The organism is Nocardia sp. FDAARGOS_372 (genome assembly GCF_002554515.1).
Lineage (GTDB): Bacteria > Actinomycetota > Actinomycetes > Mycobacteriales > Mycobacteriaceae > Nocardia > Nocardia farcinica.
In genome coordinates, this window is the sequence record NZ_PDDW01000001.1 from 1,261,794 (window position 1) to 1,284,548 (window position 22,755).

A 22,755-nucleotide genomic window follows, 5' to 3' on the forward strand; every position below is an offset into this window, starting at 1 on the left:
AGCCCGGGACGCGGTGGCAAGCGTATTCGGGAGTGCCGGCCCGTTCAGGGGTGCGGGCGCAGCAGCCGGACGAGGGTGGCGAGCACGTCGTCGGTGAGCTCGGGGGCGGTGGTGCCCAATTGGGCGCTGCGCTTGCCGAGCTGACCGTCCAGCCACAGCGAGGCGAGGCCGTGCCCCACCGCCCACCACGTGATGCCGAGCGTGTCGGCCTTGTCGGCGGGCAGCTGCCCGGCCGCGACACAGTCGCCGATGGCCTCGGCCAGGACGCCGAAGGCGGCGTCGCCCGCCGCGGCTGCCTCGGGATGCTTGTCCGGCTGGGACAACTCGGGCCGGAACATCAACCGGAAGTACGCGGGCCGGGTACGGGAGAACCGGACGTAGGCGGCGGCGAGCGCGCCCAGCGCGTCCAGTGGCGTGCCCTCGGCCGCCGCGCGCGCGGCCCGCAGCTCCTCGGCGAGCAGGTGGAAGCCCTCGATGGACAGGGCGGCCAGCAGTGCGGCGCGGTCGGGGAAGTGGTGGTAGGGCGCGCCCGAGCTGACGCCCGCCTCCCGCGCGACGCGGCGCAGGCTCACCGCCGCGAGTCCTTCGGTCTCGATCAGGCGCAGGCAGGCGGCCATCAACTCGGCACGGAGCGCGCCGTGGTGGTAACTGGTCCGCTTCACCCTCCGAGCGTATGCGACCGGTGCCGGCGCGGATTTCCCTGGACAACCAATCTATGCGGTGCTTAGATTATCTGAGCGGCGCTCAGATTCCCGCCGCGCCGCATCCCTCCCGGACAGGTGGACTTCATGAACACACGCGTACTCGTCACCGGCGCCACCGGTTTCGTCGCAGGCCACGTCATCGCCGAACTGCTCGCCCACGGCCATCCCGTGCGCGCCACCGTGCGCGATCTCGCCGACACCGGCAAACGCGCCCATCTGGTCGAGCTGGCCCGCCGTCTCGACGGCGATCTCGAGTTCGCCGCCGCCGATCTCGGCGCCGACACCGGCTGGGCCGCGGCCGTGGCGGGCTGCGCGGCCGTGCTCCACGTGGCCTCCCCGTTTCCCGCCACGCCACCGAAGGACGAACGAGAGCTCATCGAGCCCGCCGTCCAGGGCACGCTGCGGGTGCTGCGGGCCGCGGCCGACGCCGACGTGCGCCGCGTGGTGCTCACGTCCTCGGTCGCCGCCGTCGCCTACGGCCACGGCAACGACGCGGTGCGCACGGAGGCGGACTGGTCGGTGGTCGACCGGGTGCCGGCCTACCAGAAGAGCAAGACCCTGGCCGAGCGTGCCGCCTGGGACTTCGTGGCCGCGTTGCCCGACGAGCGCGGGCTGGAACTGGTGGCCCTCAACCCCGGCATGATCCTCGGCCCGCTGCTGACCGCGGCCACCAGCACCTCGCACGAGCCGGTGCGCAAGCTGCTGGCCCGCGAGGTGCCCGGCTCGGTGCGCACCGGGTGGACCCCCGTCGACGTGCGCGATCTCGCCGTCGCCCACCGGCTCGCCCTGGAAACGCCCGCCGCCGCGGGCAACCGCTACATCTGCGCCGCACCGCCGCTGTGGATGGGCGAGCTGGCCCGCATGCTCGCCGACGAGTACAACCCGCGCGGGTACCGGGTGCCCACCCGGGTGCTGCCGAACTGGTTGATCCGCGCTCTCGCCCTGGTCGACGGCACCGTGCGGCTCACCGTGCCGGTGCTCGGCCGCACCGAGAACGTCAGCGCCGCCAAGGCCGAAGCCGAACTCGGCTGGCGCATGCGTCCGGTGCGCGACACGGTGCTCGACACCGCCGAGAGCCTCATCGCGCACGGCCTCGTCCCCACCCCGGCGGCGGCCGCGTCGCCGCGCCGCACCCGCCCCGCCCCCGCGAGCGCCTGAGGAGGCCGCCGTGCTCGTCACCACCCTCGTCGTCGCCACCATCGGGCTGATCCGCAAGCTGCGCAACCGATCCGCGACCGACCGGCCTGACCGGCCCGCCCGCGCCGCCACCGGATGGCGGTCGGTCCGGCAGGTGGCACGCCGCCCCGTGCCCGCCGTCTCCGCCGCGGTCGCGCTCGCCGGCGGCTCGGTCGCCGTGGGCACCCTGGCCTGGTGCTGAGCCGTTCGCGCTCGGCGATACCGCTGGCGCGCCGGGGGACGAGCCGTTAGACAGAAGCGGTGAACACACAGCGTCCGTTCAGGTTCGGTGTCAACATGGTGCTCGCGGAGTCGCGGCGGGACTGGGTGCGCAAGTGCCGCCGGGTCGAGGAACTCGGCTTCGACGTCCTCGGTGTCGCCGATCATCTCGGGATGCCCGCCCCGTTCCCCGCGATGGCGGTCGCGGCCGAGGCCACCGAGCGCGTCCGGCTCACCACCTTCGTGCTCAACACCCCGTTCTACAACCCGGTGCTGCTCGCCCGTGAGGTCGCGGGGCTGGACCAACTGACCGACGGCCGCGTGGAACTGGGACTGGGCGCGGGCTACGTGAAAGCGGAATTCGAGCAGGCGGGGATTCCGTTCGAGAGCGGCGGGCGCCGGGTCGCGCACCTGGAACGCACCGCCACCACCCTGCGGCGGTTGTTCGCCGATCCCGACCACCGTCCGCGGCCGGCCCAGCCCGCGGGACCGCCGCTGCTGATCGCGGGCTGGGGAGACCGGCTGCTGCGAGTCGCCGCCGCGCACGCCCGGATCATCGGCTTCACCGGTGCCGCGGCCGCCCGCGACGGCGGACCGCTGCTGCTGGCCGGTGAGCGGCAGCTGGGGGAGCGGGTCGATTTCGTGCGCGGGGCGTTGGGTGAGCGCGCGTCCGAGGTGGAGCTGAACCTGTTGATCCAGCGGGTGGCCGGGGACGGTGCGGCCGCCACGGAGCTGTTCGAGACCTATCGTCCCGCGATGGTTGCCGAGGCCGCCGTCGACCCGCGTTCGGTGCCCACGTTGCTCGCCGGCTCGCCGGAGGCGGCGGCCGAGCGCCTGCACGAACTGCGGGAACGTTTCGGCATCAGCTACTTCACCGTCCTCGAGGACAGCATGGAGGCCTTCGCCCCGATCCTGGCCCGCGCCCGCTGATCTCGCCGGGTACGGCCTCAAACTGTTTGCGGCGGGGCGGGTTTGGGGCCACCGTCGGCCTTGCCAACCGTGGCGGCGTGGCTAGGATCGCTCGAATGGATTCGGAGAAGGGGAGCCCCCGGCGGCCGGACACGGTGTATCGGTCGACCGGCGCGGCACCAGGGGCGCTGGTGTGTTGCGGTGTCGTCGCGGTGCTCGGCTTGGCCGCGGCCGTGAGTGGGGTGGCGGTGCTGGCGGGCCTGGTCGGCGCACTGTTGTTCGGGCCGATCGCCTGCGAGATGGGGTGGGCGGCGCTGCGGCGCAGGCCCGAGCTGGTGATCGGGGACGAGGCGATCGCGCATCCCGCGCTCGGCCACATCGCCTGGAGCAGTGTCGATCACGTGCGGGTGCGGCGGGACGGGCGCGGCCGGGTGCTCGAGATCGTGCTGCGCGGCGGGTCGATGCGGGCGTGCCCGTGTGTCCCGGTCAGCGCGTTGCCGGTGCGGGTGGACGCGGTGCTCGGTGCGATCCGGGCGCACCGTCCCGACGTGCTGATCGGTGGCGAGCGGGTGGTGCAACAGGGCGTGCCGGTGCTCGGCCGCACCGTGGCGCGCGGCGGTCAGTCCGCGCCGGTGGACCGCGAGGACGTGCCGGTGCTCGGCGCCGCGGGCGGTGGGGCGGCGCGCGCGGGGTCGGCGGTGCTGGACGGACCGCGCCGCCGCGCCGGGCTGCGCGGGGCGATCAGGCGACGGCCTGCTCGTCCAGCCAGGCCGGGAAATCGGTGAGGCCCGCCAGAATCAATCCGCCCCGGCGGCCCGCAACTCGTCGGCGTCGCACGGTCCGGTCGTGACGCCGACGGCCAGCGCCTGCGCCGCCTTCGCGCCCCGCATGTCGCCCGCGTGGTCACCGACGAACACCCGCGCGCGGTGCTCGCGCAGCGCACCGGCCTTGGCCGCCGACCAGAGGTCACCGACCAGGGCGTCGACCCGCCAGCCCAGCGCGTCGAGGTGCAGCTGGGCCAGCGGCGTGTGCTTGCCGGTGACCACCACCACCCGGCCGCCCCGGTCGAGCACCGCCGCCAGCGCGGCGTCCGCGCCCGGCATCGCGGGGATCCGGGCGACCACCGAGGGGTAGAGCTCCCGGTAGCGGGACACGAACGCCGGGATGAGGCTTTCGTCCATGCCCGCGTCGGCCAGCAGCATCGGCATCGGCGGCCCGAGCTTGTCGACGATGTCGGCCCCGCGCACGCCCACCCCGAACTCGGCGGCGGCGATGTCGACCGCCCTGGCCACCCCGGGGCGCGAGTCGATCAACGTCATGTCCAGGTCGAATCCGACGGTCCAGCTCACCCGTCCGACCCTAGACGAGCGACCCGAGCGGCCGTCCGGGTGCGCTCGGCGTTCCGGTCACCGCGGGTGGGCGGGGCGGGCCGTGGCTGCGCCCCTGCGTTCCGGTTCCGGTCCGCCGCGCGATCTCGGCCCTGGCGCGATCGGGGCGTTGCCGCCGGTGGCCGTGCCGGAGACGGGGATCAGGGCGACGCCGAGCCGGACCTGTCCGTCGGCGACAGCGCGGACAGCCGGAAAAGTCTGCCGCCGAGGGAATTCCGCCGAGGCACGACGCGTCCGATGCCGAATTGTGTTGCGGTCTCGCCTGATTCACGTGGAACCGGGCGTGCACCGCGTGCCGGTCGGCACGGGCCGCAGCCCGAAGCGGGGGCGGGACGCGGTGCAAGCCGTGCGTGTTTGCAGTGTGTGCACGCGTGACCGGTTCGCTCGTCATACGCGGAATTCGCAGGTCAGACCGCCTGATCCGCACCGACCAGGTGATCGACCAGCTCCGCCAGCGTCGCGTCGTCCGGTGCGTAGGGCTGGTAGAAGCACACCCGGTCCGACAGTCCGCTCACCCGGGCGCGGATGTCGGCGGCGACCTCGGCCGGGGTGCCGCGGGCGGCGATGGTGGCGAGCATGTCGTCGTCGACGAGGTGGGCCATCTCCTGCCAGCGACCCTGCTTGGACAAAGCGTTGAGTTCCGGTTGCAGCTCGCCCCAGCCGTGCAGGTCGAGCACGGGACGGTAGGCGGGGGTGGAGCCGTAGAAGGCGAGCAGGCGGCGGGTGGCGGCGTCGGCGGCGGCCTGCTCGGCCGCGGAGCGGCCGACGGCGACGATGACCTCGGGTACCACGGTGAAATCGGCGCGCTCGCGCCCGGCGGCGGCCAAGCCCTCGTCCACCGCGGGCATGGTCCGTTCCCGCAGGTACCGCCGGGAGGTGAAGGGCATGACGAGCAGGCCGTCGGCGACCCGGGCCGCCATCGCGGTCATGCGGGGCCCCAGCGCGCCGAGGTGGATCGGCGGCGGGCCGAAGGGGTTGGGGCCGGGGCTGAAGGTGGGGGTCATCAGGGTGTGGCGGTAGTAGCGGCCGCGGAAATCCAGTCGTTCACCGGTCTGCCAGCAGTCGAAGATCGCGCGCAGGGCCGCGACCAGCTCGGCCATGCGCTCGACCGGATCGTCGAACGTGGCGCCGAATCGCCGTTCGATCTGGGTGCGGATCTGGGTGCCCAGGCCGAGGGTGAATCGGCCACCGGACAGCAGCTGGAGATCGTTGGCCTGGTGGGCCAGGTGGATCGGGTTGCGGGGGAAGGCGATGGCCACGTTGGTGAGCAGATCGAGTCCGCCGACGGTCGCGGCCAGCGTCAGCGGGGCGAACACGTCGTGCGGGCCTTCGAAGGTGAACACCCCCGCCACCCCCGCCGCACGGAGTGCCCGCGCCCGCTCGGCGCTGTCGGTGAGGCCGTAGATCGCCGTGTACACCCGCATCGGACCACCACTCCTCCGACCGCCACGGCGGACTGCAACGCGTTTCAATTCGGTCGCGAATGTAGCATCCGGGACGCCCCGATCTAGACGTAACTTGCGATAACATGTAACCTCGCGGCAACGCTCGGACAAGGGAGCCCGAGTGCGCGACCCAGACGAAACGAGTACCTCAATGACGCGGCATGTCGACGTACTGATCATCGGCGCAGGGCTGTCCGGCATCGGAATGGCCTGCCACCTCACCCGGGAACGCCCGGAGCACAGCTTCGCGATCCTCGAACGGCGCGACAGCATCGGCGGCACCTGGGACCTGTTCCGCTACCCGGGCATCCGCTCGGACTCGGACATGTACACCTTCGGCTACGGCTTCCGGCCCTGGAACGGCACCAAGGTGCTCGCCGACGGACCGAACATCCGCCAGTACATCGAGGACACCGCCCGCGAATACGGCGTCACCGAGCACATCCGGTTCGGCCGCAAGGTCATCCTGGCCGGCTGGTCGAGCGAGCGCGAACTGTGGACGGTCACCGCGCTGGACGAGCGCACCGGCGCCACCGAGGAGTGGACCAGCCGCTTCCTGGTCGGCTGCACCGGCTACTACGACTACGACAACGGCTACCGGCCCGAGTTCCCCGGCGAGGAGAACTTCCGCGGCCGGATCGTGCACCCGCAGCACTGGCCCGAGGATCTGGACTACCGCGGCAAGCGCGTGGTGGTGATCGGCAGCGGTGCCACCGCCATCACCCTGGTGCCCGCGATGAGCACCGACGCCGCGCACGTGACCATGCTGCAGCGCTCGCCCACCTACATCACCGCACTGCCCGCCGAGGACCCGGTGGCGCTGGCGCTGAAGAAGGCGCGGGTGCCCGACAAGATCGCCTACCAGGTCGGCCGCGCGCGCAACATCGCCCTGCAGCGGGCCAGCTTCCAGCTCTCCCGCACCCATCCGGAGAAGGCCAAGAAGCTGCTGCTGGCCGCGATCCGGCTGCAGGTCGGCTCCGGCATCGACATGCGCCACTTCACCCCCAGCTACAACCCCTGGGACCAGCGCCTGTGCGTGGTGCCCAACGGCGACCTGTTCAAGGTGCTGCGCAGTGGCAAGGCCTCGATCGTCACCGACCGCATCGCGACCTTCACCGAGGACGGCATCCGGCTCGAATCCGGCGAGGAGCTGCCCGCCGACATCATCGTGACCGCCACCGGCCTGCGCGTGCAGATGCTCGGCGGCGGCGCGCTCGAGGTCGACGGCGAGCCGGTCGTGGTGCGCGACCGCGTGGTGTACAAGGGCGCGCTGCTCGACGGCATCCCGAACGCGATGGTGGTGCTCGGCTACACCAACGCCTCCTGGACCCTCAAGGCCGACCTGGCCGCCGAGTACTTCTGCCGGCTGCTCGGGCACATGGCCGAGCGCGGGTACCGCACCTTCACCGCCGTGGCCCGCGAGGGCGACCGTGGCACCGACTCGGTGATGGGCGGCGCGCTGACCTCCGGCTACATCCAGCGCGGCGACGCGGTGATGCCGCGCCAGGGCACCAACGGCCCGTGGCAGGTGATCAACAACTACTTCCGCGATCGCGCCTTCCTGCGCAAGGGGCCGATCGAGGACGGTGTGCTCACCTTCGACGCGTACGCCGCCGCGTCGGCGCCGGTCCGCGCCGCCGAAACCCGCAGCGCCTGAGCCGCCGGGGCCACGCGGGACGGGCCGTGCTCGCCCCGCGTGGCCTCCGACCATGATCGTCGGCGAGACTGGCCCCATGCGTGTGGTCGTGGTGAACAGAGGCGAGATCGCGGTCCGGATCGTGCGGGCCGCCCGGGCCCACGGGTATCGAACGCTGGTGGTGCACACCCCCGCCGAAGCCGCGACCCTGCCGGTGCGACTGGCCGACGACGCGGTCGAACTGCCGGGGGAGGGGGCGGCGGCCTACCTGGACATCCCCGCGGTCGTGGCCGCGGCCCGCACCGCCGGTGCGGGCGCGCTGGTGCACCCGGGCTACGGATTCCTCAGCGAGAACGCCGAGTTCGCCAGGGCCTGCGCCGCGGCCGGGCTCGTCTTCGTCGGCCCGGATCCGCGGGTGCTGGCCGCCTTCGGCGACAAGGTCGCCGCCCGCGCCGCCGCCGAACGTGCCGGGGTGCCGGTGCCGCCGGGCACCCCGGTGGGCGCGGACGCGACGGCCGTGGCCGCGCTGCTTTCCGAGCATCCCGACGGTGTGATGATCAAGGCGGCCGCCGGAGGCGGTGGCCGCGGGATGCGCGCGGTCCGGGACCCGGACGAACTCGCCGACGCCTACGCCCAGTGCCGGGCCGAGGCGAACGCCGCCTTCGGCGACGACCGGGTGTTCGCCGAGGCGCTGGTCGACGGGGCCCGGCACATCGAGATCCAGGTCGTCGCCGACGGCGTGCACGCGCGGGCGGTGGGCGACCGCGATTGCAGCGTGCAGCGGCGCCGCCAGAAGCTGGTGGAGATCGCGCCCGCGCCGGAGCTGGCCGAGACCGTGCGCGAACGGTTGCACCGCGCGGCGGCCGCGCTCGCCGAATCGGTGGGCTGCCGCGGGGTGATCACGGTGGAGTTCCTGGTCCGCGGGGCCGAAGCGTGGTTCCTCGAGGTGAATCCGCGCCTGCAGGTCGAGCACACCGTCACCGAGGAAGTCACCGGACTCGACCTGGTGGGCATCCAGTTCGCGCTGGCCCGCGGCCGGACGCTGGCCGAACTGGCGCTGCCCGACACCACCCCGCGCGGGCACGCCGTGCAGGCGCGGGTGAACGCCGAGACCATGACCGCGGGCGGGGACGTGCTGCCCGGGTCGGGCATCGTCACCCGCTTCGACGCGCCGACGGGCGCGGGCGTCCGGGTCGACACCGCGGTGTTCGCGGGCCTGCGGCACACGGTGCAGTTCGATTCGCTGCTGGCCAAGGTGATCGCCCGCGCCGACACCCACGCCGCGGCCGTGCGCCGATGCGCCGACGCGCTCGCCGAGACCGTCGTCGTCGGCGTGGACACCAACGTCGCGGTGTTGCGCGCGATCCTCGACGCCCTCGCCGAGGCCGGTCCGGTCGACACCGGCTGGTTCGAGCGGCACGTCGACGGCATCCTCGCCGCCGCGGCCGAACTCGCGCCGGTGGTCCCACCGGAGACCGTGCCCGACGGGTCCGGGCCCGATCGCACCGGGCCGGAGCTCGGGCCCGACGAGCAGGCGTTGGCCACGCCGATGGGCGCCACCGTCGTCGCCCTCGCCGACACCGGCGCCGTCGTGGCGGCCGGTGCCGAGGTGGCGGTGCTGGAGGCGATGAAGATGCAGCACGTGTTGCGCGCCGAGCGGCCGCTGCGGGTGCTGCGTCACCTGGTCGCGCCCGGCGACGTGGTGGACCCGCACACCGCGCTGCTGGTGTGGGCGCCCGCCGAGCACGACGGCGAGGACACCGAGCGCGCCACCGTCGACCTCGACGCCATCCGGCCCGACCTGGCCGAGGTCCTGGAGCGTCACCGCGGCGTCCTGGACGAGGCGCGGCCGGACGCGGTCGCCAAACGGCACCGGCTGGGCAGGCGCACCGCCCGCCGGAACATCGACGACCTCGTCGACGCGGGCAGCTTCGTCGAATACGGTGCGCTCGCGGTCGCCGCGCAACGGCTGCGCCGCAGCCAGGAGGACCTGATCGCCAACACCCCCGCCGACGGCTTGATCGGCGGCGTCGCCACCGTCAACGCCGATCGTTTCGGCCCCGACGCGACGCGCACGGTGGTGCTGTCCTACGACTACACCGTGCTCGCGGGCACCCAGGGCATGCGCAATCACGCCAAGACCGACCGGATGCTGGAGCTGGCGCACGAGCAGCGGCTGCCCGTGGTGTTCTTCACCGAGGGTGGCGGCGGGCGGCCCGGTGACACCGACTACCCGGGGATCTCCGGCCTGGACGTCACCACCTTCCGCGCGATGGGTGCGCTGTCGGGGCGGGTGCCGTTGATCGGCATCGTCTCCGGGCGCTGCTTCGCGGGCAACGCCGCGCTGCTCGGCATGTGCGACGTCGTGATCGCCACCCCCGACGCCAACATCGGCATGGGCGGGCCCGCGATGATCGAGGGCGGCGGACTCGGCGTGTTCCGCCCCGAGGACATCGGGCCGATCGAGGTCCAGCGGCGCAACGGCGTGGTCCACGTGGTCGCCGCCGACGAGGCCGAGGCGGTCGACATCGCCCGCCGCTACCTGGCCTACTTCCAGGGCGCCGACAAGCAGTGGCAGGCGCCCGATCCGCGGCTGGCCCGGCACGTCGTCCCGGAGAACCGCTTGCGCGCCTTCGACATCCGCGCCGCGATCGAGGCGGTCGTCGACGTGGGCTCGGTGCTGGAACTGCGCCGCGACTGGGGTGTGGGCGTGGTGACCGCGCTGGTGCGGGTGGAGGGGAAGCCCTACGGTCTCGTGGCCAACGACTGCCACCATCTCGGCGGGGCGATCGACGCGCCGGCCGCCGACAAGCTCAGTGCGTTCCTGCGGCTCTGCGACGCGCACGGGCTACCGATCGTGGCACTCTGCGACACACCGGGGTTCATGGTCGGCCCGGACGCGGAGAAGCACGCGACGGTGACCAAGTTCAGCAGGCTGTTCGTCGACGCGGCGAACATGCGGGTGCCGTGGGGCACGATCATCCTGCGCAAGGGCTACGGGCTGGGCGCGCAGGCGATGGCGGCGGGTTCGTTCCGCGCGCCGCGGTTCGTGGTGGCGTGGCCGACCGGCGAGATCGGCGGGATGGGCCTCGAGGGGGCGGTGCGGCTCGGGTTCGCCAAGGAACTGGCCGCCATCGCCGACCCGGACGAGCGAGCCGAGGCGTTCGACGCCCTCGTCGCGGCGGCCTACGCCAACGGTAAGGCGCTCACGGCGGCCACCGTGCTCGAACTCGACGACGTCATCGACCCGGCCGACACCCGACGCTGGATCGGGCTGCTGACCGGCCCGGAAAGAGCTCGGGGACAACGATTCATAGACAACAATGTTCGTGAACACTAGGGTCGTGGCATGACCAAGTTCGACGGCAAGAGCTGCCTGATCACCGGCGCCGCCAGCGGGCTCGGCCGCAGTACCGCGCAGGCGGTCGCGGCCAAGGGCGCCTCGCTGGTACTCACCGACATCGACGGCCCAGGACTCGAGCGTACCGCCGCGGAGCTGCGCGACGGCGGCGCCACCGTGCATCTGGCCGAAGCGCTCGACGTGAGCGACCACGACGCCGTCGTCGCGCTGGCCGAGCAGACCCACGCCCGGCTCGGCAGCGTCGACATCGTCATGAACGTCGCGGGCATCGCCACCTGGGGCACGGTCGACCGGCTCACCCACCGGCAGTGGCGCCGCACCGTCGACATCGACCTGATGGGGCCGATCCACGTCATCGAGGAGTTCCTGCCGCCGATGATCGCCGCGGGCCGCGGCGGGCACCTGGTGAACGTCGCCTCGGCGGCCGGCCTGTTCGGGCTGCCGTGGCACGCGCCCTACAGTGCGGGCAAGTTCGGTCTGCGCGGTGTCTCGGAGGTGCTGCGCTTCGACCTGCGCCGGCACCGGATCGGGGTCAGCCTGGTGTGCCCGGGGGCGATGCGCACCCCGATGGTGAACCGGGTGGAGATCGCCGGGGTCGACCGGGAGGCCGAGGCCGTGCAGAAGGGGATGAAGCTGTTCCTGCGCCACGCGGTGACGCCCGAGGCGGCGGCGGCATCGATCGTGCGCGGGGTGGAGCGCAACCGCTACCTCGTCTACACCTCCCACGACATCCGCGTCGGCCACTGGGCGCAACGGTACTTCCCGCCCGCCTACACCCTGGCCATGCGCGGGCTGAACTGGGCCATGCAGCATTACGTGGACAAGCCGGGCGTGCTGCGCGAGTCCGGCCGCGAGCGCGATGCCCCGCTGCCGTAGGTAGCATCCAGGCGAGAACTGCGCCGGCCGACGACGAAGGGGGACTGGGTGCGGGGCGACACGCCGCGATGCGGTCAGGGGGCGAAGTGGGGCGACGGGGCCGCCGGTCTGGAACGCTGGAGGCCCGACCTGCCGGTCGGCCGTGCCACCGACATCCGTTCGAGGACCACCCTGTGAATCCCGATCTGCCCAAGGATCCCGCCGACGTGCCCACCGAGCCCGTCGAACACCGCGCGCCCGGCGCGACGCCACGGCCCGCCGAGGCCCCGACCGTCGAGATCACCGCCGAGAGTTCCGGCCTGCCCGCGGGACACGACCCGGCCACCCGGCCGGTCCGGCACAGCGGCCCGCGCTGCCCCGACTGCGACGCCGAGGTGAGCGGACCCCGGTGTCCTGGCTGCGGCGCCGACCTCGACGGCAAGTACGTCGCGCTGCCGGTGCCGGGCGCCGCCGCCGACCGGTTCGAGGCCGATCTGGGGGCGGTGTGCGTGGTGACCGATCGCGGAATCGCGCACGCGCGCAACGAGGACGCGGTCGCGGCGGCCGTGCTCGAGGGCGAGCACGGCCCGCACACCACCGTGATCGTGGTCTGTGACGGGGTGTCCACCTCGGCCAATCCGCAGGCCGCCTCCGGCACCGCGGTGCGGGCCGGGGTACAGGCCTGCCTGGCGGCACTGCGCCAGGGGGCGACGGCGCCGGACGCGGCACAGGCCGGACTCGCCGCGGCCGCCGACGCGGTGCGCGCCATCGCCACCGACGATCTGCACGCACCGTCGTGCACCTACGTCTCGGCCGTCGTGCGCGGCGCCGGAGGCGGCGCCGTGGACGTCACCGTCGCCAACGTGGGTGACAGCCGGGCGTATTGGCTTGCCGCCGAGCCGTTCCGCGACGATCCCGGCTTCATGCCGTCCCAGCGGCTCACCGTCGACGACTCCTGGGCGCAGGCCCTGGTCGACGCGGGCGCGATGGACGAGCAGGCCGCGATGAACGACCCGCGCGCGCACACCCTGCTGCGCTGGCTCGGGGCGGATTCCGACGAGAACCCGTGGTCGGAGAACGCGGTGCGGACTTTCCGTGCGGTGGGGCCGGGCCGGTTGCTGCTGTGCAGCGACGGGCTGTGGAACTACCGCCCCGAGCCGGACGGGCTGGCCGCGCTGGCCGCCGCGCCCGATCCCATGGCCGCCGCGCGCGATCTCGCCGATTTCGCGGTGCGCAGCGGCGGCAACGACAACATCACCATCGCGCTCGCGCCGGTCTCCTAGCGGCCGGGGTCAGGAGCCGAGGTTCTCGGTGGCCGGGCTCGCCGGCAGCGGGCTGCGGCGGGTCGGCAGCGGTTTGGTGGCCGGGCCCTCCAGCACGCTGCCGTCGGGGGCGAACCGCGAACCGTGCAGCGGGCAGTCCCAGCTGCGTTCCGCGTCGTTCCAGTGCACGATGCCGTAGAGGTGCGAGCACACCGCCGACACCTCGTGGGTGACCCCGTCGACCGTCGACACCGCGGTGGGGTGCAGGCCGTGCCGTTCGACCCGGCCGCAGCCCTCCGGCGGCACGGTCGTGCCCGAGTTGCCGAGCAATCGCAGCCAGCCGGTCGACATGTGTTGCGCGACGGCGGCATTGACCTGCACGCCGGAGCCGAGCGACTTCAGCTCACCGGGCTGCCAGGTGGCCAGCGTCCCCGCCCAGGCCGGTGTCTTGCCGGTCAGCCGCCCGGCCAGCGCCAGCGCCGCGGCCGCTCCGTTGGTCATGCCCCACTTGGCGAAGCCGCTGGCCACCAGCACGCCGTCCTGGCCGGGCAGCAGCGGCCCGACGTACGGGAGTTCGCTGACCGGGTGATAGTCCTGCGCCGACCAGCGGTACAGCGGTTCGGCGCCGGGGAACCACCGCCGCGTCCAGTCCAGCACCTGCTCGACATGCGCGGCCTCGGAGCGGGTGCGGCCGACCTCGTGGCCGCTGCCGCCCACGAGCAGCAGATCACCGTCGGCGGTGGGGTGGTAGCGCAGCGAGCGGCTGGGCTGGCCGGCGCTGATGTACATCTCGTGCGGCACCGGCCCCGGCACGCGGAACGCCGCCAGATAGGAGCGCTGCGCGGTGAGCCGGGCGAAGAACCCGCCGCGGTCGAAGATCGGGGTGCCGGTGGCCACCACCACGTTCGTGGCCGAGACGTCGCCGTGCTCGGTGCGCACCACGATCTGCCCGCCGTCGTGGCGCAATGCCTGCGCGCGCGTGGACTCGTAGATGGGCGCGCCGTGCGCCTCGACCTCGGCCGCGAGCGCCGCCAGCACGGCCATGGGGTCCAGCTGTGCCTGCTCGGCCAGCCGGACGGCGCCGTGCGCGGGAAAGGGCACGTCCAGCTCGTCCACCAGCTCGGTGGGCAGGCCGACCGCGCGGGTCGCCTCGAACTCCGCTCGCACCGAGGACAATTCGGATTCGTCCTGCGCGTAGGTGTAGGCGGGCACCCGTTGGACGTCGATGTCGTGGTCGGCGCAGAAGTGCAGCAGCCAGTCCAGGCCGTCGCGGTTGGCGGCGACGTACCGGGACAGCGTCGCCGTGCCGTGGCGCTGGGCGATGGTGCTGCCCCTGGTGCCTTGCAGGAGCGAGACTTTCGCGGTCGAGGCGCCGGTGGTGCCCGCGCCCACCCGCCTGGCCTCGAGGACGGCGACCTCGCGCCCGCTCTGCGCCAGCAGCAGCGCCGTCGCCAGCCCCACCAGTCCGGCGCCGACGACGAGGGTGTCGTATCGGGCACCGGCGGTGAGGCGCAACCGCGCGGGAACCTCCGCGTCGTTCAACCACAGTGACGTCATGCAGGGGGCATATCCGTTGCGGTGGCCGCGAAACGCGGCCGACGCAATCACGGGCGGCTACTTGGGCACCAGCACGCCGGTCAGGTCCGCCTGGTGGATCGGGGTGTCCGGGTCGGCCTGGGCGCTGCACATCAGGTCGATGGCGGCGATGGCCAGATCCAGGGTGTTCTGATCGGCGGGCGCTTCGCCGCGTTCCTCCTCGAGGAACTTCGTCACCGTGGTGCGCTTCTTGTCGGCGTCCTGGGCGGTGAACTCGCTGCACGGAGTGTCTCCGCCCTTGTTGACCGCCTTCTCGGCCTCGTCGCACGCCGTGCCGAAGGCGGCGAGGGCGGCGGCGGCCAGCAGTGCCGCGACGGTGTTCCGCGGTGCTCTCATCGGATCTCTCGCTTCCTGTGTGTCATGGCTTCAGAACCCGGCCAGCGCGGCGGCCAGGTCGGGGACGTCGAGCACCTCGAGTGCGCGGTCGCGGACATCCGGGCACTGGGTGGTCGTGGCGGTGTCGACCACGGAGCGGTCGCGCACCACCGCGTCGTTGAGTCCGCCGTTGCGGACCGCCCAGTTGTGCACGGCGCCGTTGAAGCTCACCCGCGCGATGATCGAGCCCTGATCGCGCCAGCTGTCCAGGTCGGCGCGGATCGTGTCGCACAGCGCGGTGGCGGCTTCCGGAGAGATCCGGTCGGGGTCGGGAACGTCGGTGACCGAGCTCGACGGCGGGGCGATGGTCATTTCGAAACCGGGATCGGTCGGCGTCGCGGGCACCGCGGGCTGGTCGGTCTCTAGGGCGTTGCCGCAGGCGGCCAGCAGCGCACACGCCGCGGCGAGGGGCAACGCCGAGAAGGCCCGCCTGCGCGGGCTCGGGGCTGTCATGTTCAGTTCTTCCTCTCGGCACCGGCGCGGCCGGTGTGCGGCGGGGTCAGTGACCCCGGTCGTCGAAACCCGAATTCCGGTCGGAGAGCTTCTGGAGCCTGCGGTGCTCGGCGAGGATCAGCACCGCCCCGATGATCAGGAACAGGGCTGCGGCGATGCCGCCGATGATCGCCCAGCCCTCGAAGCCGTAACCGGCCGCGACCAGCGTCAGGCCGACGGTCACGATGCCGAGTCCGACCAGGATCATGCCCGGCCAGTTGCGGGTGTCCTCGATGGCTTCGCCCGCGTGCGATCGCATCGTCCTGGCGTGGTCGGGGAAGTCCCCGTGCTGGGGGGAATGGCTCTGGGCACTCATCATGGTCTCCTTTCGAGTCCACCTCGTCACGGGTGCCGCTTCGGGGATACCCGTGGCTCTCCCGGTCAATCGACCGGGACGGCGGCGTGGCTCACAGCCCCACGCGGGTGCGGGCGGGCTCGAGTTCGTAGATGGCGTAGGCGGACCGGATCACCGGCTCGGCCACGTTGCGGACGCGGATGCCGCCGGGGGTGGTGCCGCGCTCGGTCCCGGCATGGGCGTGCCCGTGCAGCGCGAGGTCGACATCGAACTCGTCGATCACCTCACCGAGCAGATAGGAGCCGAGGAACGGATAGATCTCGCGCGGCTCGCCGTGCAGGGTGTCGCTGACGGGGGAGTAGTGGGTGAGGACGACGGTGACATCGGTGCGCAGCTCACGCAGCGCCGCCCGCAGCGATTCCGCCAGATCGCAGGTGTGCTGGGCGAATTCGCGCATGATCCGCTCACCGAAGACGCTGGCGCACTTGCCGGCGAACCCGCCGCCGAAGCCCTTGGTGCCCGCGACACCGAGGGTGCGCCCCTCGATCTCGACGGTGGCGGCCGTTCCCTCGAGCACCGTGATGCCGTGGTCGGTGAGCAACGCGGCGATCTCGTCCTGCGCGTCGCTGTGGTGGTCGTGGTTGCCGAGCACCGCCAGCACGGGCACTCCGAGATCGGCGAACTCCTCGGCCACCACCCTGGCCTCGGCGACGGTGCCGTGCCGGGTGAGGTCGCCGGCGAGCAGCAGGACGTCGGCGCGCAACGGCAGTTCGCGCAGCACCGGGCGCAACTGCCCGCCTGAATCGGTGCCGAGATGGACGTCTCCAACCGCGGCGATGCGCATGCGGCTCAACTCCTTTCGGGGGTCGACAGGTGTTCGGCGCCCGCCGGTGCGGCGGGATGCACCACCCGCACGTCGTTGTGGACGCGCAGCTGCGGCAGCTGTTCGCGCACCACCGCCGTCATCTGTTCCTTGAGCGCCTCGCTGGCCACCTCGCCGTCCAGGACGACGACATCGCCGCGGATGGTGACCTGCACACCCAGTTCCGCGGTGCGCGGATCCTCGGCGAGGGCCCGGCGCAGGTGGGCGACCTGGTACTGCGGCTTGTCCATCGGTTCTCACCCGGCTTTCTTCATGTCGGCGCGCGTGTCGGCGATGCCGAGATCGTCGATCAGCCCGAGGAAGGCCTTCGCGTAGGGGGAGTGGATCGTCTCCGCGCGCACCTGCGGCCAGTCGACCTGCTCGCGCAGATCGCGGGCGATGTGCAGCAGCGGGCTCAGATCCAGCCGATGGGCGTCGAAGACCAGCAGCTTGTCCACCATCAGGTCGGTGGCGCTGACCACCGGCGCGACCGCGGGACCGATCCGCATCGTCTCGGCCCGGTCGAGCAGCTCGTCGGTGACGTCGCGGCAGTTGGGGCGGTAGATGATGTCGATGAGGGTGTCGCGGTCGTAGACCTTCTTGAGCCAGTCCTCGGCGGGGTCGCAGCCGCGCAGCCCGGCGCGGGTGAGCACCTGGACGGCGCGGGAGGCGTCCTCGGGTTTGACGAACAGATCGACGTCGTGGTCGGAGGCGGGACCGCCGCGGGCGTAGACCGCGCAGCCGCCCGCCACCGCGAACCGCACGTCGGATTCGGACAGGGCGTTCACGGCACGCGTGAGGGCGTGCAGCAATTCGTCCATCGTGGCGACCATGCCGCCGTGATACCCGGCGCCAGGTCGGTTAATCAGTGGTGAGCACGGGTATGCGAGCCGTGCCAGTGCCGGGAAACCGCCGGTGAACCCGATCCGAAAGGGGGCAGTGGAGATGCCGAAGACCACCCGCACGGGGGAGGCGAAGAAGTCCGAGCTGCCCAGCACGCTGCGGCGTTCGGAGGAGAAGGCGCAGCGCACCTTCGCCAAAGCCCACGATGCCGCCCTGGCCGAGTACGGCAGCGAGGAGCGCGCGTACCGTGTCGGCTACAGCGCGCTCAAGCACAGCTACGAGAAGGTCGGCGACCACTGGGAGGCCAAGGAGCAGCGCGGGCCCTCCGACGAGCGCGCCGAACACGGCGGGCCGGATGCCGAAGGCGAGACCGCGGGCGGGGTGAACGCCAACGCCTCCAAGAAACACCTGCTCGATGTCGCCGGGCGGCTGGGCATCACGGGGCGGTGGAAGATGACCAAGCACCAGCTGATCTCGGCGATCGAGAAGGAGAATCGCCGGGAGACCGCCCGTGCGCGTTCCTGACGACGCCTGGAACCGGGTGGCCAGGGGCGAGACCGAAACCGAACGGCTGGACCGCAACTGGAACAGCCTGGTCCAGGAACTGCGCGTGGTGCAGACCGGGGTGCAGTTCCTGGTCGGCGCCCTGCTGATCGTGCCGTTCCAAGCCGGGTTCGCCGAACTGTCCGACCGTGAGCGCGCGGTCTACCTGGCCACCGTTGCCGCGGCCTTCGGTGCGACGGTGCTGTTGGTCGCGCCGGTGTCGTGGCATCGGATCCTGTTCCGCCGGCACCGGCTGGCCAACGTGGTGGCGGCCGCCCACCGCTGCGCGATCGCGGGGCTGGCGCTGCTGGGTGTCGCGCTGGTCGGGTCGCTGGTCCTGGTGGTGGACATCGTCGTCCACCCGGCGGCGGGGTCCGCGGCGGGCGCGCTGGTGGCGGTGTCGTTCCTGATCGCCTGGCTCATCTCGCCGTGGCGGTGGCGCGGGCCGGGGCGGCGCGCCGGCTGAGCGCCGGATCGACCAGCTCGCGCGCCAGCGCGCTGTCCCGGGTCGGTGCGGCCCGGTGGTAGACCGCCAGCGTCCGCTCCGCCACCCGGTCCCAGGAGTAGCGCTCGCGCACCCGCTCGCACCCCGCCGCGCCCCAGGTGCGGCGCAGCACGTCGTCGTCGAGCAGCGGGCGTACCGCGCGCGCGACGGTCTCGGGGGCGGCCGGGGCGACGAAACGTCCGGTCACGCCGTCGACCACCGCATCGAGCATGCCGCCCACGGCGGTGGCGACGACCGGCCTGCCGCAGGCCATCGCCTCGAGCGCCACCAGCCCGAACGGCTCGTAGCGCGGGATGGCCAGCACCGCGTCGGCGGAGCGGTACAGCCGGGGCATGGCGCTGTGCGAGACCCGGCCGAGCAGCCGGACCCGGTCGCCCACACCGCATTCGGCGGCCAGCCTGCGCAACCGTTTGGTCTCCGCGTCGTCGGCCACGTCGTCGCCGACCGCGCCGCCCGCGATCACCAGCTCGGTGCCGGGCAGTTCGGGCATGGCGCGCACCGCGACGTCGAATCCTTTGCGCGGCAGCAACTTTCCCGCGCACAACAGCCGGTGCCGCGCCTTGCGGTCGGCGGCCGCGCCGCCCGGGGTGAACGCCGTGACATCGACACCCGAGGGCACCACCGAGATGCGGAAGCGCGGCACGCCCATGCGCACCAGCTCCACCGCCTCGTCCACGCTGGTGGCCAGGATGTGCCGGGCGCGGGTGGCGATCAGCCGCTCGAACCGGATGCGCGAGGGCGGGCTGGTGTCGGCCAGGCCCTGGTGCCTGCGCTTGACGGTGCCCAAGGCGTGGAAGGTGACCACCACGGGGATGTCGAAGGCTCGCGCGGCCAGCTCGGCCGCCAGCGCCGACATCCAGAAGTGCGCGTGCACCAGCTGCGGGCGGTCGGTGAGCCAGTGCCTGCGCAGGAAGGTGCCGAACTCACCCAGGTGCGGCAGGGTGCGGTCGCGCGGCAACGGCTCGGGCGGGCCCGCGGGTACGTGCACCACCCGGTAGCCGGGACGGGTGAGCACCTCGGTCCTGGTGTGCGGATCGACGCGGCGGGTGTAGACGGTGACCGAGTGCCCGCGCCGCGCCAGCGCCGCCGCCAGCTCGGCGACGTGCAGCTGTTGACCGCCTTCGGGTCCGCCCGGTTCGGCGAGGGGGCTGGCGTGCTCGGATACCAGGGCGATCTTCACGGATGCTCCGTTCGGGCGAGAAGGACGGATCGGGCCGACTGAGTGGCGCGCAGACACATCCGCCGCGGCCCGGGGACCGAGCGAGGCATCCGCGGTCTCGTCGCGGATATGCCCGCCGACGGGCGCCGCCAAACGGGTGTGAGCCCGACCCGGTGGGGTAAGGCCGCCAGTGAGGCCCGCCCCGGGCCGCCGCACACACGCGCACGGACTGCGAGAACGCGAGAGGTGAGGATGACTGGGCACACCCCCGACACCCCCGACAACGCCGACCACGCCGCCGGCGGAGCGGATCGCAAGCAGCGTCAGCTCGACGCCCACCGGTTCGACCGGGAGCAGGGCCACCTCACCACCCAGCAGGGCGTGCGAGTGCGCCACACCGACGACGCGCTCTCGGCCGGAGCCCGCGGCCCCACGCTGCTCGACGACTTCCATGCCAGGGAGAAGATCACCCACTTCGATCACGAGCGCATCCCCGAACGCGTGGTGCACGCGCGCGGCGCCGGTGCCTACGGCTACTTCCAGCCCTACGACGACCGGCTGGCCGAATACACCGTCGCGAAGTTCCTGACCGATCCCGCCGAACGCACCCCGGTGTTCGTGCGCTTCTCCACCGTCGCCGGTTCCCGTGGTTCGGCCGACACCGTGCGCGACGTGCGCGGTTTCGCGACCAAGTTCTACACCTCGCAGGGCAACTACGACCTGGTCGGCAACAACTTCCCGGTGTTCTTCATCCAGGACGGCATCAAGTTCCCCGACTTCGTGCACGCGGTGAAACCCGAGCCGCACAACGAGATACCGCAGGCCGCCTCGGCGCACGACACCCTGTGGGACTTCGTGTCGCTGCAGCCGGAGACCCTGCACGCGATCATGTGGCTGATGTCGGACCGGGCGCTGCCGCGCAGCTACCGGATGATGCAGGGCTTCGGCGTGCACACCTTCCGGTTCCTCGACGCCGCGGGCACGCCGACCTTCGTGAAGTTCCACTGGACGCCCAAGCTCGGGGTGCACTCGCTGGTGTGGGACGAATGCCAGCAGATCGCCGGGCGCGACCCCGACTACAACCGCCGCGATCTGTGGGACTGCATCGAGGCCGGGCACTATCCGGAGTGGGAGCTGGGCGTGCAGCTCATCCCGGTGGAGAAGGAGTTCGACTTCGACTTCGACCTGCTCGACGCCACCAAGCTGGTCCCCGAGGAACAGGTGCCCGTGCTGCCGGTGGGCCGGATGGTGCTCGACCGCAACCCGGACAACTTCTTCGCCGAGACCGAGCAGGTCGCCTTCCACACCGCCAACCTGGTGCCGGGCATCGACTTCACCGACGACCCGCTGCTGCAACTGCGCAACTTCTCCTATCTGGACACCCAGCTGATCCGGCTCGGCGGCCCCAACTTCGCCCAGATCCCGATCAACCGCCCGGTCGCCGACGTGCGCAACCACCAGCAGGACGGCTACGGCCAGCACGCCATCCCGCGCGGGCAGGCGAGCTACACCGTCAACAGCATCGGCGGCGGCTGCCCCGTCGTGGGCGGCGACGGCTCCTACGAGCACTACCCGCGGCAGGTGGACGGCCGGGCGCAGCGCCGGCGCGCCGAGAGCTTCCGGGAGTACTACCGGCAGCCGCGGATGTTCTGGCGCAGCATGTCCGCACCGGAGGCCGAACACATCGTGGAGGCCTTCGCCTTCGAACTCGGCAAGGTGCAGCGGGTGGAGATCCGCGAGCGCACGCTCGGCCAGCTGGTGCGCATCGACCCCGACCTGGCCGTGCGGGTGGCGGGCCGGCTCGGTCTGCCCGCGCCGCCGCCGGACCCCGAGGCCGGCACCGATGCCTTCGTCTCCCCGGCCCTCTCGCAAGCCCACACCGCCAAGGACGGCATCGCCACCCGGCAGGTCGCGGTGCTGGCCGCCGACGGAGTGGACGCGGCGGGGGTGCGGGCGCTGCGCTCGGCGCTCACCGAACGCGGCGCGATCGTGGAGGTGATCGCCTCGCACGGCGGCATGGTGCACGCCGACGGCGGCGACAGCGACACCCTGCCGGTCGATCGCACGCTGATGACGGTGGCCTCGGTGCTCTATGACGGCGTCGTGGTCGCCGGCGGGCAGACCGGAGTGGAGACGCTGACCCGCAACGGCGAGGCGGTGCATTTCGTCCTCGAGGCGTTCAAGCACGCCAAACCGGTCGCGGCGTTCGGTGCGGGTGTCTCGCTGTTGCGGATCGCGGGCATCCTCGACGCGGCGCGGGTGCACGAGGCCGACCCGACCACCGGCGTGATAACCACCGACACCCACGGTGACGGTCTTGACGAGCGATTCGTGGCCGATCTGGCGCGGGCACTGGCGAACCATCGGACGTGGCAGCGGGCGACCTCGGCGATTCCGGCATAACGGCCGACGGCATGACATTGCGCGCTCGGCGTGCAAGACTGTAGGCAGGTTGAGACTCCAGCCGACCCCGGTTCGACGCAGTGGGTTACCCCCACCGGCGCGGTTCCGTCTCGGCGGTCCGCCCGGCCCGGTCGACGAGGGCTTTTGCTTTGCACGACACCACGCGCAGGGCGCGGCTGATACGCAGCACAGCACGAGCATCAGCCGTCCGCACCATGCCTGACGATCCACCAGGATCGTCACTCGCCACAAACCCGCAGCACCGATCTGGAACCGCTTCCAGGGAGGTCCTCCATGTCAGTAGACGCCACGATCTCGAGCAACCACGACGCCGATCCGCGCTCGCCCGGCGGACGGGTCTGCGCCCAGCGGGTCGAGCATCGCCACCGGTGCGTGGTGATCCGCATCGAAGGCGAACTCGACGCGCTCGCCCAGCACCGATTCCACGAGACACTGGATCGGGCCACCCACTCGGACTGCCATGCCGTCGTGGTGGACCTGCGGGCCGCCCGGTTCCTGAGTATCCGGGCCGCCGCCATGCTCGGCACGGTCCGCGGCGAGGCCGCCCGACACGGTGTCGACCTGCGCGTCGTCACCGGGCGGCGGGAGATCGAGCGATCGCTGGAGATCACCGGCGTCCGCTCCCAGTTCCCGCGCTACCCGTCCATGCGTGCCGCCATGGAGGCGTGAGGACTTCGGCCTCTTCTTCCGTGACCTTGGTCCTCGG

The 22,755-nt window shown here is 72.4% G+C and carries 23 protein-coding genes; 12 read left to right on the top strand and 11 right to left on the bottom strand.

Annotated elements, in window-relative coordinates; all coding sequences use genetic code 11:
- Window positions 1-44: 44 nt before the first annotated feature.
- Window positions 45-662, bottom strand: coding sequence for a TetR/AcrR family transcriptional regulator (locus CRM89_RS06385; RefSeq protein ID WP_098083475.1), 618 nt, complete (start codon window positions 660-662; stop codon window positions 45-47).
- Window positions 663-788: 126 nt separating this feature from the next.
- On the opposite strand from CRM89_RS06385, the gene CRM89_RS06390 reads away from it, so the two are divergent.
- From CRM89_RS06390 to CRM89_RS06405, 4 genes are all read left to right on the top strand, one after another.
- Window positions 789-1,862: an NAD-dependent epimerase/dehydratase family protein gene (locus tag CRM89_RS06390; RefSeq protein ID WP_098086897.1), complete on the top strand. Its 1,074-nt coding sequence runs from the start codon at window positions 789-791 to the stop codon at window positions 1,860-1,862.
- A gap of 10 nt (window positions 1,863-1,872) precedes the next feature.
- Window positions 1,873-2,082 (top strand): hypothetical protein, encoded by a 210-nt coding sequence (locus CRM89_RS06395; protein WP_060591380.1) that lies wholly within the window; start codon window positions 1,873-1,875, stop codon window positions 2,080-2,082.
- 59 nt (window positions 2,083-2,141) lie between these two features.
- Window positions 2,142-3,029: an LLM class F420-dependent oxidoreductase gene (locus tag CRM89_RS06400; protein ID WP_076573451.1), complete on the top strand. Its 888-nt coding sequence runs from the start codon at window positions 2,142-2,144 to the stop codon at window positions 3,027-3,029.
- A gap of 95 nt (window positions 3,030-3,124) precedes the next feature.
- Window positions 3,125-3,793, top strand: coding sequence for a hypothetical protein (locus CRM89_RS06405; RefSeq protein WP_115410676.1), 669 nt, complete (start codon window positions 3,125-3,127; stop codon window positions 3,791-3,793).
- A gap of 12 nt (window positions 3,794-3,805) precedes the next feature.
- On the opposite strand, the gene CRM89_RS06410 is transcribed toward CRM89_RS06405, so the two are convergent.
- Entirely contained in the window at window positions 3,806-4,357 is a 552-nt protein-coding gene (locus CRM89_RS06410; RefSeq protein ID WP_253805082.1) for an HAD family hydrolase, read from the bottom strand.
- 446 nt (window positions 4,358-4,803) lie between these two features.
- Window positions 4,804-5,820, bottom strand: a complete 1,017-nt coding sequence (locus tag CRM89_RS06415; RefSeq protein WP_098083477.1) for a TIGR03617 family F420-dependent LLM class oxidoreductase — start codon at window positions 5,818-5,820, stop codon at window positions 4,804-4,806.
- Window positions 5,821-5,992: 172 nt separating this feature from the next.
- On the opposite strand from CRM89_RS06415, the gene CRM89_RS06420 reads away from it, so the two are divergent.
- From CRM89_RS06420 to CRM89_RS06435, 4 genes are all read left to right on the top strand, one after another.
- The gene (locus CRM89_RS06420) at window positions 5,993-7,498 is read left to right on the top strand and encodes an NAD(P)/FAD-dependent oxidoreductase (protein ID WP_098083478.1); all 1,506 of its coding nucleotides are present in this window, start codon (window positions 5,993-5,995) and stop codon (window positions 7,496-7,498) included.
- Between the two features lie 76 nt (window positions 7,499-7,574).
- The gene (locus CRM89_RS06425; RefSeq protein WP_172964450.1) at window positions 7,575-10,817 is read left to right on the top strand and encodes a carboxyl transferase domain-containing protein; all 3,243 of its coding nucleotides are present in this window, start codon (window positions 7,575-7,577) and stop codon (window positions 10,815-10,817) included.
- A gap of 9 nt (window positions 10,818-10,826) precedes the next feature.
- On the top strand, window positions 10,827-11,714 hold the full coding sequence (locus CRM89_RS06430) for an SDR family oxidoreductase (protein ID WP_011209227.1): 888 nt from the start codon (window positions 10,827-10,829) through the stop codon (window positions 11,712-11,714).
- 173 nt (window positions 11,715-11,887) lie between these two features.
- Window positions 11,888-12,976 carry a PP2C family serine/threonine-protein phosphatase gene (locus CRM89_RS06435; protein ID WP_060591367.1) on the top strand — a complete coding sequence of 363 codons (1,089 nt, stop codon included), beginning with the start codon at window positions 11,888-11,890 and terminating at the stop codon, window positions 12,974-12,976.
- Window positions 12,977-12,985: 9 nt separating this feature from the next.
- Here the strand turns inward: CRM89_RS06435 and CRM89_RS06440 are convergent, their stop codons facing one another.
- The 7 genes from CRM89_RS06440 to CRM89_RS06470 form a co-directional block, all read right to left on the bottom strand.
- Complete coding sequence (locus CRM89_RS06440) at window positions 12,986-14,512, bottom strand: FAD-dependent oxidoreductase (RefSeq protein ID WP_170986920.1); 1,527 nt, start codon at window positions 14,510-14,512, stop codon at window positions 12,986-12,988.
- Window positions 14,513-14,569: 57 nt separating this feature from the next.
- A complete protein-coding gene (locus tag CRM89_RS06445; RefSeq protein ID WP_060591361.1) occupies window positions 14,570-14,887 on the bottom strand; it encodes a hypothetical protein in 318 nt (105 codons plus the stop codon).
- A 30-nt stretch (window positions 14,888-14,917) separates the two neighbouring features.
- The gene (locus CRM89_RS06450; protein WP_060591358.1) at window positions 14,918-15,379 is read right to left on the bottom strand and encodes a hypothetical protein; all 462 of its coding nucleotides are present in this window, start codon (window positions 15,377-15,379) and stop codon (window positions 14,918-14,920) included.
- Window positions 15,380-15,425: 46 nt separating this feature from the next.
- Window positions 15,426-15,737, bottom strand: a complete 312-nt coding sequence (locus tag CRM89_RS06455) for a hypothetical protein (RefSeq protein WP_060591355.1) — start codon at window positions 15,735-15,737, stop codon at window positions 15,426-15,428.
- An 88-nt stretch (window positions 15,738-15,825) separates the two neighbouring features.
- A complete protein-coding gene (locus CRM89_RS06460; RefSeq protein WP_041560125.1) occupies window positions 15,826-16,557 on the bottom strand; it encodes a metallophosphoesterase in 732 nt (243 codons plus the stop codon).
- Between the two features lie 5 nt (window positions 16,558-16,562).
- Window positions 16,563-16,826 (bottom strand): BON domain-containing protein, encoded by a 264-nt coding sequence (locus tag CRM89_RS31575; protein ID WP_060591350.1) that lies wholly within the window; start codon window positions 16,824-16,826, stop codon window positions 16,563-16,565.
- A gap of 6 nt (window positions 16,827-16,832) precedes the next feature.
- On the bottom strand, window positions 16,833-17,408 hold the full coding sequence (locus CRM89_RS06470) for a nucleotidyltransferase family protein (protein WP_011209235.1): 576 nt from the start codon (window positions 17,406-17,408) through the stop codon (window positions 16,833-16,835).
- A 112-nt stretch (window positions 17,409-17,520) separates the two neighbouring features.
- On the opposite strand from CRM89_RS06470, the gene CRM89_RS06475 reads away from it, so the two are divergent.
- Both CRM89_RS06475 and CRM89_RS06480 read left to right on the top strand, forming a co-directional pair.
- On the top strand, window positions 17,521-17,943 hold the full coding sequence (locus CRM89_RS06475) for a ChaB family protein (protein WP_041560979.1): 423 nt from the start codon (window positions 17,521-17,523) through the stop codon (window positions 17,941-17,943).
- Entirely contained in the window at window positions 17,930-18,427 is a 498-nt protein-coding gene (locus CRM89_RS06480; protein ID WP_011209237.1) for a DUF6328 family protein, read from the top strand. Before CRM89_RS06475 ends, CRM89_RS06480 begins: the two co-directional genes overlap by 14 nt.
- Here the strand turns inward: CRM89_RS06480 and CRM89_RS06485 are convergent.
- Window positions 18,381-19,646 carry a glycosyltransferase gene (locus CRM89_RS06485; protein WP_011209238.1) on the bottom strand — a complete coding sequence of 422 codons (1,266 nt, stop codon included), beginning with the start codon at window positions 19,644-19,646 and terminating at the stop codon, window positions 18,381-18,383. The genes CRM89_RS06480 and CRM89_RS06485 overlap by 47 nt on opposite strands.
- A gap of 231 nt (window positions 19,647-19,877) precedes the next feature.
- Here CRM89_RS06485 and CRM89_RS06490 point away from each other — a divergent pair, with 231 nt between their 5' ends.
- Window positions 19,878-22,028 carry a catalase gene (locus CRM89_RS06490; protein WP_098083481.1) on the top strand — a complete coding sequence of 717 codons (2,151 nt, stop codon included), beginning with the start codon at window positions 19,878-19,880 and terminating at the stop codon, window positions 22,026-22,028.
- A 294-nt stretch (window positions 22,029-22,322) separates the two neighbouring features.
- Window positions 22,323-22,718, top strand: coding sequence for an STAS domain-containing protein (locus CRM89_RS06495; RefSeq protein ID WP_011209240.1), 396 nt, complete (start codon window positions 22,323-22,325; stop codon window positions 22,716-22,718).
- Window positions 22,719-22,755 lie beyond the last annotated feature (37 nt).